This is a genomic window from Allobosea sp. 05L423, from assembly GCF_056397745.1.
The window spans coordinates 321,092-335,856 of sequence record NZ_JBFTOA010000004.1 but is presented as its reverse complement, the minus strand read 5'-3'; the positions used below and the strand labels follow the sequence as shown (position 1 = coordinate 335,856).

General features: G+C 64.1%; 12 protein-coding genes and 1 pseudogene. 8 read left to right on the top strand and 5 right to left on the bottom strand.

What is annotated here, in order from left to right:
- Nucleotides 1-55: 55 nt before the first annotated feature.
- From AC1DNE_RS14085 to AC1DNE_RS14060, 6 genes are all read left to right on the top strand, one after another.
- Nucleotides 56-304: a hypothetical protein gene (locus tag AC1DNE_RS14085; protein WP_441470073.1), complete on the top strand. Its 249-nt coding sequence runs from the start codon at nucleotides 56-58 to the stop codon at nucleotides 302-304.
- Between the two features lie 88 nt (nucleotides 305-392).
- The gene (gene trhA, locus AC1DNE_RS14080; RefSeq protein ID WP_476765710.1) at nucleotides 393-1,055 is read left to right on the top strand and encodes a PAQR family membrane homeostasis protein TrhA; all 663 of its coding nucleotides are present in this window, start codon (nucleotides 393-395) and stop codon (nucleotides 1,053-1,055) included.
- Nucleotides 1,056-1,401: 346 nt separating this feature from the next.
- Nucleotides 1,402-1,566, top strand: a complete 165-nt coding sequence (locus tag AC1DNE_RS14075; protein ID WP_441470075.1) for a hypothetical protein — start codon at nucleotides 1,402-1,404, stop codon at nucleotides 1,564-1,566.
- Nucleotides 1,567-1,734: 168 nt separating this feature from the next.
- Nucleotides 1,735-2,247 carry a YciE/YciF ferroxidase family protein gene (locus AC1DNE_RS14070; protein ID WP_441470076.1) on the top strand — a complete coding sequence of 171 codons (513 nt, stop codon included), beginning with the start codon at nucleotides 1,735-1,737 and terminating at the stop codon, nucleotides 2,245-2,247.
- Between the two features lie 118 nt (nucleotides 2,248-2,365).
- On the top strand, nucleotides 2,366-2,533 hold the full coding sequence (locus tag AC1DNE_RS14065; protein ID WP_441470077.1) for a hypothetical protein: 168 nt from the start codon (nucleotides 2,366-2,368) through the stop codon (nucleotides 2,531-2,533).
- 302 nt (nucleotides 2,534-2,835) lie between these two features.
- Entirely contained in the window at nucleotides 2,836-3,870 is a 1,035-nt protein-coding gene (locus AC1DNE_RS14060; protein ID WP_476841104.1) for a DUF1254 domain-containing protein, read from the top strand.
- Between the two features lie 23 nt (nucleotides 3,871-3,893).
- On the opposite strand, the pseudogene AC1DNE_RS14055 reads toward AC1DNE_RS14060, so the two are convergent.
- From AC1DNE_RS14055 to AC1DNE_RS14040, 4 genes and pseudogenes are all read right to left on the bottom strand, one after another.
- Nucleotides 3,894-4,079, bottom strand: a pseudogene (locus AC1DNE_RS14055) (IS481 family transposase); the annotation flags it as partial.
- A 71-nt stretch (nucleotides 4,080-4,150) separates the two neighbouring features.
- The gene (locus AC1DNE_RS14050; protein ID WP_441470079.1) at nucleotides 4,151-4,411 is read right to left on the bottom strand and encodes a hypothetical protein; all 261 of its coding nucleotides are present in this window, start codon (nucleotides 4,409-4,411) and stop codon (nucleotides 4,151-4,153) included.
- Between the two features lie 68 nt (nucleotides 4,412-4,479).
- Nucleotides 4,480-4,701: a hypothetical protein gene (locus tag AC1DNE_RS14045; RefSeq protein ID WP_441470080.1), complete on the bottom strand. Its 222-nt coding sequence runs from the start codon at nucleotides 4,699-4,701 to the stop codon at nucleotides 4,480-4,482.
- A gap of 25 nt (nucleotides 4,702-4,726) precedes the next feature.
- The gene (locus tag AC1DNE_RS14040) at nucleotides 4,727-4,963 is read right to left on the bottom strand and encodes a hypothetical protein (protein ID WP_476841103.1); all 237 of its coding nucleotides are present in this window, start codon (nucleotides 4,961-4,963) and stop codon (nucleotides 4,727-4,729) included.
- Nucleotides 4,964-5,297: 334 nt separating this feature from the next.
- Between AC1DNE_RS14040 and AC1DNE_RS14035 the strand changes: the two genes are divergently transcribed.
- Nucleotides 5,298-5,729 carry a hypothetical protein gene (locus AC1DNE_RS14035; protein WP_441470081.1) on the top strand — a complete coding sequence of 144 codons (432 nt, stop codon included), beginning with the start codon at nucleotides 5,298-5,300 and terminating at the stop codon, nucleotides 5,727-5,729.
- Nucleotides 5,730-5,809: 80 nt separating this feature from the next.
- Complete coding sequence (locus AC1DNE_RS14030; RefSeq protein ID WP_441470082.1) at nucleotides 5,810-6,040, top strand: hypothetical protein; 231 nt, start codon at nucleotides 5,810-5,812, stop codon at nucleotides 6,038-6,040.
- 40 nt (nucleotides 6,041-6,080) lie between these two features.
- Here the strand turns inward: AC1DNE_RS14030 and AC1DNE_RS14025 are convergent, their stop codons facing one another.
- Nucleotides 6,081-14,630: a GH36-type glycosyl hydrolase domain-containing protein gene (locus tag AC1DNE_RS14025; RefSeq protein WP_476841102.1), complete on the bottom strand. Its 8,550-nt coding sequence runs from the start codon at nucleotides 14,628-14,630 to the stop codon at nucleotides 6,081-6,083.
- Nucleotides 14,631-14,765: the final 135 nt, after the last annotated feature.

The window sequence follows — 14,765 nt, the reverse complement described above, 5'->3', positions numbered from 1 at the left end:
GACGGAACATTCCGCCTGCGGCTGGCTTGAGCTTGTTTGCGAGGAGACGGCTCCGATGTTCAAGATGTTCTACGAACTGTCCATGCTCGCCGCTGAAGCACAGCACGCGATATGGCTGCGTACGATCAAGCTGTCGGCCGGCGGATCTGCCGCCGATCGCGAGGCGGAGTTGATGGTCGCGGAGAAATTCGCCGCTGCTCACCAGGCTTTCGCAAGCCTCGCAACAGGAACATCTCCGGTCGGAATTGTGCGTGCATATCGATCCAAAGTGCGCTCGAATGTGAGGCGGCTGTCACGATCGTAGGCGCGACCGTCGGCGATTTTCTGCCTCGATTGCGTGAAAGCGAGTATGTCGATTACCGATCTCGCGAAAAAACATCGAGAAACCTGACGTGCGGCAACCAGCGCAAGGACGCTTCGATTTCAGCCGGGCCGAGCGTTGGGCCGATGGAGTGGTCCATGTCCTCGGGGTCGCCCTGGGTCTTGGTGCGGTCACTGCCTTGATAGGTAGAGTGCTGGCAACAGCTTCACTGCCTGCTCTCGTTCCTGTCGCGATATACAGCTTCGCATTGATCGCCGTTCTGACCGTTTCTGCGGTCTACAACATGTTGCCGGTGTCGCCGATGAAGTGGCTGATACGGCGCTTCGACCATTCGGCCATCTACGTTTTGATAGCCGGCACCTACACCCCGTTTCTGATGAAGCTCAGCGAAACCGTTGTGGCGCAAGCGCTTTTGGCCTTGGTCTGGATCGCGTCGATTGCGGGCGTCTTGCTTAAGATCGCCCTGCCGGGTCGGTTCGATCGCCTTTCGATCGCGCTCTATCTCTTCATTGGTTGGAGCGGCGTGGTCGTGTGGGAGCACATTGCGCAGTTGCCGGCGGAAACCCTGTGGCTGATGTTGGCGGGCGGCATTCTCTACACAGTAGGGGTACTCTTCCACGTCTGGCAGAGCCTTCCGTTTCAGAACGCTATCTGGCACGCATTCGTGCTCGTGGCGTCCGGCTGTTTCTACGGGGCCGTGTTTCTGACTTACGGCCCAGCTTCATCGGCCTGAGTTTCCGGCGATGATCGCCAAACGTAGTTTGCCGCGGATTTTTGCGCGGTGATGGACCTGCTGCGGGTGTTCCTGCGGTCACGGGTCGCGATGTACTCGCTGCCGTTGAATATCAGTTCCTGGGCGACCATCCAGTATGGGCCGTAGCATCAAAGCGCAGTGCCGCCGTTCGATCCGATTGAAGAACCATTCCCGGTTGGGCGGAACATATCGCCTCTTCCATCGTTTCCTAGAGATCGAGCGGGCCGTAACGTCCGCAATGCGCTGGTTGTTTCGCACCGAGCGACCGGCTCCTTCCTCGACCGAAACCGCTCCGGCTCGCGCCTAGGTCGCCCGTGTCATCGCCATGAGCAGCCGCAGCGGCAACATGGCTCCTGCCAACAAGACCTACGTCGCCCACGTGAGCACCGCCCAGACCGGCATCAGCCGGCCTGAGGCTGAAAAGCGTATCACCGGCTCGATCGCGGAAGCCAAGCAAACCGCGGCCAAGGGCGAGCAGACTGCCCGCTAAACGGCTGACAGGGCTCGCAAGGCCGCCGCCTCCTTTGCCTTGGCGACTTTCATCGCGATGCCCATCGGCGCACTGGCCTCGATCCACGGCGCGACCGGAGGTGTCCGCGCCCGCGACAAGTTCGACGCCTGATCCATGCCTGCAACCCCGACAACCGGAGAATTCCCAATGGCCATGAATGCACCAAAGGCCCTCGACGACATGTTCCATGACATGCTCAAGGACGTCTATTACGCCGAGAAGCAGATCCTGAAGGCGCTGCCCAAGATGGCGAAGGCGGCCAGGTCGCCCGATCTCAAGAAGGCCTTCGAGACGCATCGCGAGGAGACCGAGGGTCATGTCGAGCGCCTCGGGGACGTCTTCGAAGTGATCGGCAAGGCGCCTCGCGGCAAGACCTGCGACGCCATCCTCGGCATTCTGGAGGAAGGCAAGGCGGTCATGGAAGACTACGCCGACAGCCCGGCGCTCGATGCTGGCCTCGTCGCCTCGGCCCAGGCGGTCGAGCACTACGAGATGACGCGCTATGGCACCCTGAAGTCGTGGGCGAAGCAACTCGGCCACAACCAAGCGGTGACGCTGCTCGACGCCACACTCACCGAGGAAACCAAGACCGACAAGTTGCTGACACAGCTCGGCGGGCCGGCGAATTCGGCCGCTGTCACGAGCGCCAAGGCGGCGTAATCCGCCGGGTTCATGTGAAGCCCTCTCTCCTCGCTGGAGAGAGGGCTTCACGCCATTCGTATCCATGTTTCAGGGTTGTTCGATGGATCCCGCAGAACCGATCATGAGCGGCCGGGACTTGGCGCTGCGCATGAAAGCTGCTTTTCCGGACCGTGACTGGGTCGCCCTCATCGCGCAGCGCTCGGGCCAGACCCGCGACTTCGTCGAGTGGCATCTGCAGGAGGATATGATCCCGCCGGATCCGATCATTGCCGCGGCACGCTCTCTTCTTGCGCAGGTGCCATGAGGAATGCGCCACGGCGATTGCTCGGACGCATTAAGGCCCCCGGCCGAATAAAAAGGCGCGCGCCTGCATCTTGATGCCCGCATGGAACTCGATCGCGCTGTCCTGAGTGAGATGCGCGGTGAAGATCGCCCTTTCATTGGCGCAAAATGGCAAGACTGCGGCCTGCCCATGCGCGAAATGATCCGACGAGAATCTGTCGGCCGATCACGCAATGATCGGTTCGATGGCATTTGAGTTGTGCCGTGCCGAGCCTTGTGTGATGGCCCCGCATCGTTGGTCAGATTGAATGAAGAGGTACGTCCATGCTCCGCTCGGTTGGGATCGGTCTCGCATTTGCTTCGGTTGCACTGACCGGTGGAGCATTCGCCGAGGCGCCAGGCGGCAAAATCCCGGTCACCGTTGACAATTTCGTCCGCGCTGAGACCGATAATTACCTCGCGGCGAATGCAAAGACCATCGGTGGGCTGGGCAGGTTTCAGCACTCCCGGGAACCCGCGGCGATCGATGGGCAAACGGTCATCCGCATGAACCGAGATACGCTCTATTCGTTTGCCGTGTTTGATCTTGCCGCCGGACCGGTAACGCTCTCGCTGCCTGACACGGGCAAGCGCTATATGTCGATGATGGTCGTCGATCAGGATCACTACCTGCCAGTCGTCGCCTACGGCACGAAGCCGGTTACGCTGACGCAGAAATCGGTTGGCACTCGATATGCGTTCGTCGCAGTCCGGACGCTGGTTGACCCCAACAACCCGAAGGATCTGGACGAGGTCCACAGGCTTCAGGACGCCATCAAGGTCAGCCAGAAGGAGACAGGGAAGCTCGACCTTCCAAACTGGGACCGGGAGAGCCTCTCGGACATCCGCAATGCTCTGCTTGCGCTATCAAAACATCAGCCGTCGTTTCGTGGCTCCTTTGGAGCCCGGGGCCAAGTCGATCCGATCCAGCACTTGCTTGGCACAGCCTCCGGATGGGGCGGCATTCCGGAAAAGCACGCCATCTACGAGAGCTTCACTCCTGCGAAAAACGACGGCAAAACGGTCTATGCCATCAATGTGCCAAAGACCGTGCCGGTGAAGGAGTTCTGGTCGGTCAGCGTCTACAACTCAAAGGGCTTCTTCGAGAAGAACGCCAATAATGCCTATTCGGTCAACGACATCACCGCGAAGAAGAATGCGGACGGCTCGGTGACCGTCCAGCTCGGCGGCTGTGACGGCAAAATCCCAAACTGCCTGCCGATCGTCGAGGGTTGGAACTACACCGTACGGCTTTATCGTCCGGAGGAATCCCTCATCAGCGGCAAGTGGAAGTTCCCGGAGGCCAAGTCCTTGAACTGAGCCTCATCGGCAAATGCGGGGGCGCGGGGTGCGTCATCGATGCAGGCATGGGCGAACTCCCAGCCAGCTCCGATGCTGCGGCCGCCGCCGCCATCGCCGGTGACACGATGACCCGGCTCACGGAAACGATTGAGCTTCCTGATGTCGATATGGGTCAGTTCGCCTGGGAGGGCGCGCTCGTAGCTACGCACCGGCCGGGCCGGGCCGAGGGCGCGCTGAAGCTTCGCAACTTCAGCTTCCTCGCTCGGGACCGGAGGGACAAGCAATTGAGAGCTCACATCTAGAGCTGCTTATCCTTCTCCAGAGCGGCTGCCAGCTCTACGGGATCGACCAGGATAATCTGAGAGGAGCCATGTGAAAGTTCGATGGCCGGGATCTGCAGCATCGTGGCGGTACGGCGGAAGGCCTGGAACGACGGACCCAGGATCTCCTCCTCGTCGGTGACGACCCGGTAGGTCCCGGGCGGCTGAGGGTTCGATAGAACGCTCAGCCTGAAGGAATGGCTGAACGTGACCTCAGATTCTGTGCTTCGGTCAGCCATGATCCGAACCCGCAATTCTCTGCCACGGTATCATGGCAGCACGTTCAATTGTCCGTTGGATGCTACGGCTATCTCAGATTGCCGAAAGGATTCCTCTGCGTGAGGTTGGCCCGGATCTGATGCTCTTCGATGGCGCGCTCGAGGCCATCGTCTCCGCGAACCCGGTATTGCCTCTGTCCTCGTTCGTTCACCGGCAGCACCCGTATGATCTCGAAGTTTCCGACCGCCGGCCTTTCCGGGAAACCGAAGGACAGGCTGATGACGTCACCTTGGTGGTAGTCGCTCGGCATGACTCGGCTCCTCAATCTTGCAGCGTTAGTCGAGCAGCCTTCCAACGAAGGTCGCCCCATCGCTGCTGTGGTCGGTGATCGCGAGGTTCACGACCTGTCCGTCGTCGCAAATCAGCCTGGCCTCATGGAAGAGAAACGGGCGATGAGGCTGGCGAAGATCAAGGTCGAAATGCCCGCGGCACCTGCCGCTTGCGTTCCCGGACGTTTCGAATCCGTACCGCACCGACTGGCGCGTGCCATCGCGCCAGACGATCTGGCCCAATCCTTCAAGCCAAATGGCTTGCCGCTGATTTTGCACGATATTTGCCCCGAATTCCGGCGTCAGATTGACACCGCGGCTCGCTCTCGGTTCGGGCTTAAAAGGAGGCGACAATTCAGTAGGCGCTTGTTCAATAGAATACGCAAGCGCGATTCTGCGTCACCTTTGCAGAAGCGGCAAAGGGACGCTGATAGGCTAAGGACTAACGAAGTTGTGACCCGGTGAGATTCGCTTCCCTCCGGCAAAAGCGCAATATTCGCTAGCCGACAGCTTCCAAAACATGTGGTGCCGGCGGAGGCGGGCCAGGGTGCCTAGCCCCGGCGGAGAGGTGGACATCATGTCCTCTGCGCTGCTGGCTCCCGAGAATTTGGGGATGATCGAGCGATTGCTCGTCGAGCTAGGGTATCCGCCTCGGCGCGGGGCCGGCCAGGAAGCGTCCCGAGCCCGCCTGCTCCGTGATGCCGTCAAGGGCAGCGTGTCGCTCGAAACTGATCTGCGACGACTTTTGGCCGAGCGCGTCAAGCCAGCGAGGCGGTGGCGGCGCACGTACTCGCCCGGCAAGATCGGCTTTCCGTATGGCAGACAGGAGCGCATGCTTCCTTCGCCAGAGGAGGAGTTTAACGTTGCTGGGCTGAGTTTCCCAATCGGCAGCACCGACCACAGCGACACCGTGGGTGGTAGCGAAAAATGCGGCTGGAAAAACCGCGACCGCGTCGCCATGAATAACGGGTACGCTTTGGCTGCTGCCGTCCGAACGCAGGCAGGGTGATGGAAGAGCGGGAACAGACGATCCGAGAGCTCCTTTCCGAGGCACTGGACCTTTGTGTCCGTGCGCGGAAGATGGACGCAATGGACAGACGGGCTGCCGCGCTGGCAGCCTCCAGCGATCCAGCGGGGTGGCAGGCGAGCGGCAGTTTCGGCCGCTATGTCGAGCGGCACAATGTCCGGTACCCGCTGAGACCGATATCGACCCGCAGCGGGACCGTCTCGCGCTGGTTTCAGGATCAGTACGACAAGGACCTCGTGGATTGGGAGGCTCGCACTCGCAGGGCTTTGATGAAGAAGCCCCGCGACGACTGACTTGAAGGCAGAGCTTTCAGGGGCAAACTGGCAGTCAGTATCAGGTGAACATCAGCAGATCGTGGCTTCTGCCGTCGATAGGGACACGGACGGGTCGATCGGCGTCTGCGCCACGCACTCCGTCGAGAACCCAATAAGGCTCGTTCTCCTTGCCCGCGCCGAGTGCGCGAAGCTCGATCCGGCAGATCGCCTCACCGAGCCTCACCGTCGCCTGGAACCCCGGCCAAGCTGAAGGGATGCAGGGGTCGACAAGGAGGACATCGCCCTCCCGGCGAATGCCCAGGATACCTTCCACGCCGGCTCGATGCATCCAGCCGGCCGAGCCCGTATACCAGGTCCAGCCGCCACGCCCGGTATGGGGCGCGACTGAATAGACGTCGGCCGCCACGACATAGGGTTCGACCTTGTAGCGCTCGGCCTCTTCCGGCGTGCGGGCATGGTTGATCGGATTCAGAAGGGCGAAGAGATCATGCGCATTCTCTCCTGCACGCAGCTTGGCGAAGGCGAGGATCGCCCACATGGCGGCATGGCTGTATTGCCCGCCATTCTCGCGCAGGCCCGGCGGATAGCCCTTGATGTAGCCCGGATCGAGCGGCGTCTTGTCGAACGGCGGTGCAAACAGCAGGGCAAGGCCATCGTCTGTGCGGATCAGGTGACGCGCGAATGAAGCCATCGCCGTCGCCGCCCGCCCGGAATCGGCGAGGCCTGAGAGCACCGCCCAAGACTGGGCGATGGCGTCGATTCTGCACTCGCCACTGTCCTTCGAGCCGAGCCAGGTGCCGTCGTCGAAGGTCGCCCGGCGATACCATTCGCCGTCCCAGGCCGAGCGCTCCAGCGCCTGCCGCACCGCCGCCGCATGGGCGCGCCAGCGCCCGGCGCGGCCGTGAGCTCGCTCTTCCGCCAACGGTGCGAAGAGTTCGATGGTGCGGATGAGCAACCAGCCGAGCCAGACGCTTTCCCCTCTTCCGCCCGCGCCGACATGATTCATGCCGTCATTCCAGTCGCCGGTTCCCATCAGCGGCAGGCCACGTGCGCCGATGAGCGAAAGAGCGTGATCGAGGCCGCGGGCGCAGTGCTCGAACAGCGAGGTCGTTTCATCGCTCTGCATCGGGTGGAAGAGCTGATCGGTTTCCTCCGGCCGCAATTGCGGCCCATCGAGATACGGAACGACCTCATCGAGAATCGAGATATCGCCCGAGCTCGTGACATAGGTAGCGGTCGCGAAGGCGAGCCAAACATGGTCGTCGGATATGCGGGTACGTATCCCCTGGCCCGTTTGCGGGAGCCACCAGTGCTGGACGTCGCCCTCGACGAATTGCCGCCCGGCCGCCCGCAAAATATGGCCGCGCGTCTCCCCCGGCAGGGCGAGCGTCAGCGCCATGCCGTCCTGCAGCTGGTCGCGGAAGCCATAGGCGCCGCTCGCCTGGTAGAAGGCCGAGCGGGCGCGGATGCGGCAGGCGAGCGTCTGATAGAGCAGCCAGCCGTTCAGCATGATGTCCATGGCCCGGTCCGGCGTCTTCACCTGGACGACGCCGAGCACCGCTTGCCAGTGATCGGTCACCGCGGCGAGGACGGCGTCGAGATCGGCTTCCCGATACCGCGCGACCAGCACCCGCGTCTCTTCCATGGAGGCGCATTGCCCGAGCAACGATACGACTTCGACGGTCTCGCCGATGCCGAGTTCCACGGTCGCCTGCAAGGCTGCGCATGGATCCAGGCCCGCGCCTGTCCTTCCAGAGAGGGGGAATTTGCCGGTCAGGCCGAGCGGCGATGCGGGGCCGTCTTCCCGCCCGAGAAACTCGGTACGGTCCGCCGTCCAGGCAGTCTGCCGTCCGCAGAGATCGGCGAAGGCAATTTGCGAGGCGAAGGCGATGCTCCATGGGTTGCGCGCCAGCATCGCCCCATTCCGCATGTCGATCTCGGTGGTGATGAACGGTGCCGATGCGCCGCGCGAGGTGCCGAGCACCCACTCCGCATAAGCCGTGACGGAAAGCCGGCGCGGTCTGCCGGACAGGTTGGTGAGCTTCAGGCGGGAAATCCTGACGGGATCGTCCAGCGGCACGAAGTGCAGCAGATCGAGCGCAATGCCGTTGGCTTCATGCTCGAAGCGGCTATAGCCGAACCCGTGCCGTGCCACGTAGATTCCGTCGTCGCGGATCGGCTGAGCGGTGGGACTCCACAGATCACCCGTCTCCTCGTCCCTGACATAGATCGCCTCGCCGGGCGGATCGGCGACCGGGTCGTTCGACCACGGGGTGATCTGGTTCTCGCGGCTGTTCGCCGCCCAGCTATAGCCGCTGCCCTCGGCGGATATCTGGAAGCCGAAGCCAGTATTGGCGATGACGTTGATCCAGGGCGCCGGTGTCGTCTGCCCCGCACCGAGGATGGTCACATATTCCCGGCCGTCCTTGTCGAAGCCCCCGAGGCCGTTGAAGAATTCGAGGGCGGGCGCGCTCCGCGACGGCGCCGGGCGGGGCATCGCAGCCGGCCGATGGACACGGCGTGTGTCAGCCGGTGGGGCCAAGGGCTGCTGCAACTGCGCCAGGTGATTGGCGATGGGGCCGCGCCGCGCCACCAGGACCACGCGCGCGACCGACTGCAGAAGCAGGCGCGACTCCACGCTCATCAGGTCAGCGCGCAGCACATGGACCGAGCCGCGCGCCGGCGTCTCGCCAAAGGGCGGCCGCGACTGGTTGGCCCGGACCGCCGCCTCGATGGCGGTCTGGAGATCCTGGACATAGGAGGAAACGCGCTCGTTGATGATGACGAGGTCCACCGCGAGGCGCTTCATGCGCCAATATTCGTGGGCGCGGAGCAACTGGCGCACCTGCGCGATGTCCTCGACATCGTCGATCCGCAGCAGAACGATGGGCAGGTCGCCGGAGATGGCGTGCTGCCATAGACCCGATTGCGAGCCGGCGCCCCGAAGGATCACTTCCGACGGCGACCTGAAGCGGCGATCAGCATAGAGCAGCGGTGCCGCAAGGCGCTGGAAATCGGCGGCCTCTCCCGCATCAATGTCGAGATGGCGGAGCTGAACCTGTGCCTGTGTCCAGGCCAGGGTCTTCGCACGATCGAACGCACTGCGATCATGGTGGGTGTCGATCAGGTCGAGAAGCTCTTCCCGCGAAGAGGCGACGACGGTCCAGAAGGCAACGCGCGCAACCTTTCCGGGTTCGATGCGCACGCTCTGGCGCAGCGAAAAGATAGGGTCCAGTACTGTCCCGACGGTGTTCGACAAAGGCTGCCCGCTCGACAGGGCTTTCGCCGTGTCGATGCTGCGGCCACGGCCGATGAAGCGGGCGCGGTCGGTCTCGTATTGCGGGCCGGCGGTGACATCGCCTTCCACGACGGCAAAATGCGCCGCCCATATCTGCGGCTCGTCCGGCGTCCGAAGCCGACGGGTGGCGATCAGGGCTCCGAAATTGGCCAGATACTCGGTCTGCACGAACATCTTTGCGAAGGCTGGATGCGCATCGTCGGCGGCCGGCGTGGTCAGGACGAGCTCGGCATAGGATGTCAGCTCGATCTCGCGTGTCCGTCTGCCGCTGTTGGCGAGGGAAATGTGACGGACTTCGCCGTTGTGCTCGCCGGAAACGATGACATCCACCGTCGTCGACAGATCCAGATCGTGGTGCGTGAACCGGGCGTGGTCCTCGCTGAACATGACCTCCCCTTCACCGGCACCGCCCGCCATCGGCCGGGCGGTGCCGGACCAGACGGCGCCGCTGCGAAGGTCTCGGGCGAAGATGAAGGAGCCCCAATCGTCGCGCGTCGCATCTTCCCGCCAGCGCGTCACGGCAATGTCGCGCCAGCGGCTGTAGCCGCCCCCGGTTGCGGTCAGCATGACGGCATAGGTTCCATTGGACAGCAGATGCGTGATCGGTGCACCGGCGGCCGAGGCCGTCAGGCGCCGCACCGTCTCGCCGCCGCCGGGTGCCTCCGCAGCGGAGGCGCGGACCCCCTCGGCGCGCGGAGACGACAGCACGACGTCGCGGGGAGCGCGTTCCTGCAGCAAGAGCTCGCTCGCCCGGATCATCGGTTCACGATGAAACCTGTCGCGCATGCGCCCGTCATGGAGGGTATTGGCGATGGCCACGATGGTCATGGCCTGATGATGGGCCATGAAGCTGCCCACGATCGCGACAGTCTTTCCCTCGGGAAGCCGCGAGCGGGTGAAGTCGAGCGCTTCACGGAAGCCGTAGCGACCCTGGGCGCCCAACCGGGCAAGGTGGGCATAGTTCTTTCGCGCGCCCTGCGGATCCACCATGCTGGCGAGGCCGGTCGCATAGGGAGCGATCACGGTATTCTCGGCGAGGCCGCGCTTCAGGCCGAGGCCGGGTACGCCGAAATTCGAGTACTGGTAGGTGAACTCGATATCCCGAACATTGTACGCGGATTCGGACATGCCCCACGGGACGCCCAGCGATCGGCCGTAGGATTGCTGCCGCGCGACCACGAGACGGCTGGTCTGTTCGAGCACACTTCCGGCCGGCGCGCGCATCACCAGCGAGGGCATCAGGTATTCGAACATCGATCCTGACCAAGAGATCAGCGCCGACCCGTTCCCGAGCGGTGTCGAGAGCCGGCCGAGCCGGAACCAGTGCCGTGTCGGCGCATCGCCCTTGGCGATCGCGATCAGGCTGGCGAGCCGCGCCTCGGACGCCAGGAGGTCGTAGCAGCTCGGATCGAGGCCGTTATCGTCCAGGGCATAGCCGATGGAGAGCAGCTTCCGTTCGGGATCGAGCAGGAAGGCAAAATCCATTTCCATCGCCATGGCGCGTGCGGTGTCGGCGAGCGCCGTCAGGCGAGTCCTCATCGCTGCGGACGCCTCGGCGAGTTGGCGGCGATCGCGGTCATGTTCGCGCAAGCCCTTTCCGAGCGCATCGACCCAATAGGCGATGTCGGCGAGGCCGTCGCCGCCCTCCTCCAGGACAGGGGCCGGCGTCATTGCGGAGGCCTTCTGCGCGAGGCGGATCAGCGCGGGGGTGAGCGCATCTATCGTCTGGACGCCGCTGAGCTGGGCGTCGATCTCTTGCAGGACGGCGGCCAATGCCCGTGCCTGTTCGCTGTTCGGGATGTCCGGGGCCAGCAACGCCTCGCGCGCCAGAGCGAGATGGTCGGCCGCGCCCTGTCGCGCTGTCGCGGCGATAGAGGCATCCGCCCATTCTTCGCATGTGTTGGCCAGCGCAATGAGATGGCCCGCGAGATTGCCGCTGTCGACGGACGAGACATAGCTGGGAGGCAGCGTGGCGAGGTCCGTCGTCCCGTACCAGTTGAAAAAGTGCCCTCGAAAGCGCGGCAACTGCTTCAAGGTTTCGAATGTCGCCTCCAGCCGTTCGATGGTCTGGATCGTGCCCGCCCAGCCGAAGTCTCGCGCAACTGCGGCCGAAAGCAGATAAAGACCGATGTTGGTCGGCGAGGTCCGGTGCGCGAGGGCCGGCTTGGGATCCTCCTGGAAATTGTCCGGCGGCAACATGTTGTCGGCCGGCGTGACGAAGGTCTCGAAATAGCGCCAGGTGCGCCGCGCGATGAGGCGCAGATCGCGCGCCTCCGAATCCGGAATGGCGAGGCGCTGTGGCACACTGGGCGAGCGGCTTGCCCATTGCGCCACGACGGGCGCGCCGAGCCAGAGCAGCGCGAATGGAAGGACGAGCGGCCATGACGACGGCGCGAAGGCGAGCGCGCTCCCCGTCGTCAGGAGGGCCAGCGTCGTGCCGCCCGCCATCTGGCGATAGAAGCCCGGAACATCCAGCCTCGGGCTCGCAGTTGACCTGGCGGCCGTCGTCCATTCCAGCAGGTGACGGCGCGTGACGAGCAGCCGCACCAGGGTTCGGGCGATGGCATCGCCCATTCGCCAGGCCTGATCGGGAAGGAAGACAAGCGACAGGAACGTCTGGGCCGCAGCAAGCCGCAGCTCCGATGCCAGCCTGACGAGGTGACTGCGCAGGCGGATGTTGCGCCGACCAGGAAGCACCGAAAAAACGATCGGCAGGAAGGCGGGAACCACAATCGTCGCCACCGTCAGGAACGTGCCCATGATCGCTGCGGGCATGGGAAACAGCCAACTCAGGCCGAGCGCGAGCAAGGTTATCGGCGACAGGACCGAGCGCCGGAGATTGTCGAGCATCTTCCAGCGGCCGACGGCCGTGAGTGCTCCCGCTCCCGCGGTCAATCCCAGGATCCAGGGGAGAAGCTGCCAATCGCCGCGTGCCCAGCGGTGATGGCGCTTCATGGCGACATCGTAGCGCGAGGGAAACTCTTCGACGACCTCGACATCCGAGGCGAGTCCGGCGCGCGCGAACGCACCTTCGAACAGATCGTGGCTGAGCAGCGCGTTTTCCGGAATCCGGCCGGCAAGGGAGGCCTCGAACGCGTCGATCTCGTAGATGCCCTTGCCCGTGTAGGACCCCTCGCCGAAGAGGTCCTGATAAACGTCGGATACCGCCGCTGCGTAGGGGTCCATGCCGCCGGGGCCGGAGATGACCCGCTGATAATAGGAGCCTTCATTGCCGGTCGGCAGCGAGGGCGTGACCCGCGGCTGGAGAATGGCGTAACCGCTGACGACCCGATGTTCGGCAAGGCTGAATCTCGGACGGTTCAACGGATGCGCCATCTTGCCGATCAGCCGGAGCGCGGCGTCCCGGGGCAGGCGCGTATCGGCGTCGAGCGTGATGACGTAGCGCACATCGGCCGGAACATGCGGCAGGTGACCGGCCACGGACATGAAGGAGGTATCGTTCGCTCCGCGCAGAAGGCGGTTGAGTTCGTGCAGCTTGCCGCGTTTTCGCTCCCATCCCATCCATCGTTTCTCGCCTGGATTGAAGCGGCGGCGGCGGTGCAGCAGGAGGAAGCGGTCGCCTCCGGGACCGGGGCCGTAACGCCGGTTCAGTTCCTCGATGGCCTTCACGGCCACTTCGAGCAGCGGCGCGTCTTCGGCGAGGACCTCCCGGTCGGCGTCGACGCCGTCCGACAGCAAGGCAAAAGTGAGATCGCCGCCTGCGCCGGAAAGATGATGGACCTCCAGCCGCTCGATCTGTTCCAGGAGATCGGCTTCGCCGGTGAGCAGGGTCGGCACGGCGACGAGGGTGCGCAGGGAGGTGGGCACGCCGCCCGCGAGTTCGAGGCCGGGCAGCGCGGCGGCGCCGAACATGAAAGCCACCGCCCGGTTGACGAGGGCGGTCGCGACTTCGCTCGCCGGTATGAAGCCGACCAGCGCAAAGGCGGTGAGCCCGCCGGCGGAAAGACCCGCTGCGGAAAGCGCCCAGAGTGCGAGCGCGGTCAGGCCGAGTGTGACTGCGAGGATCGTGCCGACATAGCCGCCGAGGCCGAGGCGGATGCTGAGACGGATGAGGCGGAGCCGTGGTGGCGGACGAAATCGAATCGTCCGCTCGAACGCGGTTCGCCCGCCGGCTATCAGATGATAGCCGGGATCGCGGGCTGCTGCGGTTTCACCGTCCTCCGGCGCCGTGGCTTCCGCCGTCGCTGCGGCCTTCAGCGCACGCCCGGCGATGTCGAGCTCGGACAGCCGGGAACCGCGAGCGAGCTGCTCGATCGCGCTCCGATAGAGGTTGCGGGTTGGAAAATCCATGGCGCCGAAGGCGCTGCCTGCCCGTAGCCGGTCGTCGACGAGACTCACGCTCTCGAAGAGCTCGGCCCAGTCGATGTCGGAGATCAGCCGCATGCTGGTGATGATATTGCGCACGCTGACATTCGAGGCACCCAGCCGCCGCTGGGTTTGCTCGACCGCGCCATCGATCGACGCGCCCTGGGCTCGCAGCCGTTCCTCCAGCCACCCTAGGGCAGGTGTCGTCCAGGGGTCCTGGTCCCTGAGCCGCTTGGCGAGCTGCGCGGCGAAGACTTCACTAAGTGGCCCGGGAGAGCGACGAACAATGTCCGCCTCGAGCGCCGAGCGAGCTTCCCCCGAAGCCAGAAGCCGGTCGGCCAAAAGATCGGCCTCCCGACGGGAGCGGCGCCCATCCGTGATCTGATCGGCAAGTCGACGAAGATTCTCGATGAGCACGATGCGCAGCGTGATCGCGACAGCCCATAACTCGCCAATGGTCAGCGGCTGGACCTGCTGATAGGCGACGATGAAGCGGCGCAGCATCTCCGGATCGAAATGACTGTCCGTGTGCGCGACATAAGCCCAGGCCAGGCCCAATACGCGCGGATAGCCGGCGAAGGGGCCCTCGGCGAGCTTCGGCAATTGCCTGTAGTAGCCGGGTGGCAGGTCACCCTGGATTTCGCGGATCTGCTCCTCCACGAGATGGTAATTGTCCAGCAGCCATTCAGCGGCGGGGACGACCGCGTGCCCGCTCTCTACGACGACTGCCGTCGCCCGGTAGGCGGCGAGCAGCACGGCCGCATTGCTCTTCAGGCGTCCGTGCAAGGAGGGAACGGATGGAGGCCGAGTCGTGACCGGCTGAGCCGCGGCCAAGCTGCCGGCGTGCTCCTCCAGCCGTTCGACCCCGAACAGTTCCTCCCGGATTGGCGCCGTGTCGCTCCAGATGGAACCTAGCCAAGCGGCGGTTCCCCGCTGCAGCAGTTCTGTGCGGCGGCGACGCAGGGTGTCAGCAATTGCGTTCATGGCCGCCTTTCAGTCCACACTGGCACGATGTGGACGACGCCCAGGGACGAGCTTCGCCGATAGGCGAGACAGAAGATGTCCGACATCTCCTCCGCGTCGACCACCGCGCGACAGGTCCCGGCAGGCTGCTCGCGG